This window comes from Hyella patelloides LEGE 07179 (assembly GCF_900659865.1).
GTDB classification, from domain to species: Bacteria; Cyanobacteriota; Cyanobacteriia; order Cyanobacteriales; family Xenococcaceae; genus Hyella; species Hyella patelloides.
The window spans coordinates 1-3,396 of the sequence record NZ_LR214196.1 but is presented as its reverse complement, the minus strand read 5'-3'; the positions used below and the strand labels follow the sequence as shown (position 1 = coordinate 3,396).

Annotated in this window: 1 protein-coding gene and 1 pseudogene; one reads left to right on the top strand and one right to left on the bottom strand. The window is 40.9% G+C overall.

What is annotated here, in order from left to right; all coding sequences use genetic code 11:
• Positions 1–1,131 precede the first annotated feature (1,131 nt).
• Positions 1,132–1,898 (bottom strand): annotated as a pseudogene (locus tag H1P_RS31985) (transposase); the annotation flags it as partial.
• 155 nt (positions 1,899–2,053) lie between these two features.
• On the opposite strand from H1P_RS31985, the gene H1P_RS31980 reads away from it, so the two are divergent.
• The gene (locus H1P_RS31980; protein WP_342799634.1) at positions 2,054–3,376 is read left to right on the top strand and encodes an IS4 family transposase; all 1,323 of its coding nucleotides are present in this window, start codon (positions 2,054–2,056) and stop codon (positions 3,374–3,376) included.
• Positions 3,377–3,396: the final 20 nt, after the last annotated feature.

Sequence of the window (3,396 nt, the reverse complement as noted above, 5' to 3'; positions counted from 1 at the left end):
TATTTGTTTGAGATAGTCGATTAAGCTTTTATCCATTATTTTGGGGTCTAGAAGCGTAAATTTCGAGTTTTTTGCCTCTAAAGCTTTAATTTATCTCTTTTTACTCTAGAATGAAACAGCCCTACCAGTTAATTCGTTCCTTACTTTCGTTGATACCAACCTTAGAACCTCTCAACTCCATCGGATTTTGGTAGGTGTCGATGGTCAGGGCTTCTTCTGCCATCTACCATTCTCGTGAGCATATTTCGCCCCCAGCGTATCAGCCTGATTTCGCTAGTTCAGCTTAACGGTGGATAGGAGAGTTCACTTTCGTTGTTCTTAGTTGGACGCTTGGCACTTCACCTTCTTCGGCTGATAGCTTATTGCCGTTTATCCCTGCTTCGGTTCTGGCGGTTGCTAACCTTCTCCATGACCGAGAGATATGCAGTCATCTGGACACTTCAGAGGAAGGACTTGTTACATTAACTCACCTTCACGAAAGTAAAGTTATCTCGGTTTTGGGTGTGGATAATCAAAAATGTTTTTGATTACTGGATTGCGCCCTGTGGGTCAACGCTCCAGACCCTTCCCTTTTGACCTGACAAGATATAAACCTTGTTCTAGGTGTGATGTATTCGTAGATTTTTCTACTTCGTTACTCACGGTTCGCTTAAATTAGAAATGATAGAGAAATAAAGGCGATAGAATAGAGCAGCAGCAACAATTAGAGCGATTGAAGTTAATTAGGAACTAGCTGAGGAATCAGATAAATCGATTCGGGAATTTTCATGAGATTTAAAATTTGTCTTTGAAGAAAGTTCAGAGAGCTTATTTCAGTAGAGCCGTCAGGATAAAGATACTCTCGTCAAATGACAAAAAGCATTTAATAGCTGTTCGGCAGTAGGGCGAGCAGTTTGGCGTTTGGGATTCCCCTAGAGAAAACATAGACAAAGTTGGACAGGCTTCCCTCAGCTAAGGGTTTTGAGGCGATAATTTTTCCCCTTTGGCGGACAAAATACCCCCAAATAATACTTTTATACTATATTAGACCCTAAAATTGGGGGTATTTTGTGAGGTCGCGTTGCCTGGGGTTTCCCCAGGCACTCGTGACGACCGTCCAAGCCTGTCCTACTTTGTAATAGTTTATTGGACCCCCGCATAAAGCCCAGAAATAGACTGTTTGAGTCTAGTTAATTGACGACGGACAACAAACTCCATCAAAGTAAAAACACTCAGAGCGATAGTCAGCAAAAACATCAATCCTCGAACACGCTCTTCGTCTTGAAAATAAATAGGTAGAGCAGGAAGATGACCTCGTTTAAAACGGTGAAAACCTCTTTCTAGTTGCCATTGCTCGCGGTAGGAAAGTACAGCCTGCTCCAAAGTCAGATTTTCTGGTTGAGCATTAGTCACATACAGTCTCCAACCAGCAATCATTTGCTGTTGAGCAATTTGAGACTGACAACGCTGATAAGTTAGAATGAGAGTAGTTTGACGAACACGACGAAAAGGACGATTTTGACCCCCTCTACCAGCACCTTTATATACTTTTTGATAGCTGATTTTCTTGTCAATTGAAGTAATTATTTGCTCAGAGAAAGGAACTTCAAAACCTTCTCCAATAGGGAATTCTTCATCGTTGAGATAAATTTCTTCTCTCCGAATCGGTGCATTGGCTACCCAATTTAATAGTAGTTGAGGACGAGGTTGAGACATGGCTAGGGGAAAACCATAATTTCCACCTTCACTTTCAATTAAGGCTCTATTTTTCCATGTTGAGGCTTTGGAGTCTGCTAAAAATAAAAAGTCTTTGTGACCAATAATCTTTGCTAGTTGTTGCCATGTTGGAAGATAATCAGATTCATCGGTATGGGATTCCTGGGTTTGGTAGCTCCCAATAGAGGTAATCCCATCGGGTCTCAATACTGTTCGTTTAAGCTAAAAACATGAGTTAATGAGAGTATTCGTCATCCAAATCGCATGGAACTCAAACCTTTAACTCTTATTTCCCCAAAAATCAAAGTAAGTGAAATATTTCCCGCTTTGGAATTAGTCATGTCTCATCAAGCTCTTGATGAGGCGATCAGGCGAAGCCTGCCACTGCGTGATCGCAGAAACCCATAGTCAAGAAAAACGTAACCGTCTACTTCCAACTCATCTAATTATCGCTTTAGTAATCGCTCTGAGCTTGTGGTCGAAAGACTCCGTTGTAGATGTGTTGAAGAATTTAATTCAAGGGTTATCAGCCTCATGGATACCCCAAGGAATCAGGTGGAAAACACCAAGTAAATCATCAATTAGCGAGGCTCGGCAAAGAGTAGGATGTGCTGTCATGACTAGACTCTTTGAGAAACTAGCTCGACCAATGGCAACAATGGAAACACCATCAGCTTTTTTGAAAGGATTACGATGGATGGCAATCGATGGAACGGTATTTGATATCCCTGACACAGAGGAAAATGGTCGAGTTTTTGGTTATCCAGGGAGTCCCAAGGGAACGAAGGCTGCTTTTCCCAAAGCGCGATTAGTTATTTTGGTAGAGTTGGGAACTCATCTAATTACCGATGCTCTGATCAGTCCTTATCGAATCGGAGAAAGAGTTAGAGCAATCAAACTATTGCGTTCGGTAGAATCAGGAATGCTGCTAACTTGGGATAGAGGACTTCATTCATTCAAAATGGTTCAAGCTGCTGTCAACCAACAATGTCATATTTTAGGTCGTCTTCCCAAGAACGTTAAATTTCTTCCTGTTCAGGAATTAGCCGATGGTTCATATTTATCTTGGATAAATCCCGATCATAAATCGAAGAAAAAAGGTGCAACTCGAATTCAAGTTAGAGTTATTGAGTATTTAATTCTCGAAAAAGGGGAAGAAGTAGTTTATCGCTTAATTACAGACTTGATGGATTATGAGATGTTTCCGTCTCTAGTTTTGGCTGATGAGTATCATTGGCGTTGGGAGATAGAAAATACTCTCTCCGAATTCAAGACTCATCTGAATGCTCGAAAAACTCCAATTCGCTCCAAAAAACCCAAATTGGTTGTTCAAGAAATTTATGGGTGGTTACTTGCTCACTGGACAGTACGCTCTTTAATTGTTCGTGCTTCTGCTACTACCGAGCTATCTCCTTTACAATTCAGTTTTACTGCTACTTTACGAATTTTGCGCCGAGCTATCTCTCAATTTCAACAAGCCTTGCCTTCTTCTCTCCCTTTCTTGTTCTCTTGGTTAATCTGCGAGATTACTGAACAAATCATTCCGAATCGTCAAGGTCGAACTAATCCGAGAGTTGTCAAGAAACCTCGTTCCAAATTTCAAGCCAGAAAGCCAATACATCGAACTGGTTTTACTCAACTTCAACCACTTACTTTTGCAGTTGCTTCTTCTTCTACTTAATTATTAACCGAACAGTATTG

What these genes read in the sequence shown, in the direction of transcription:
- H1P_RS31980 (WP_342799634.1), top strand. Translation starts at nt 2,054, where the DNA reads ATGAGGCGATCAGGCGAAGCCTGCCACTGCGTGATCGCAGAAACCCAT.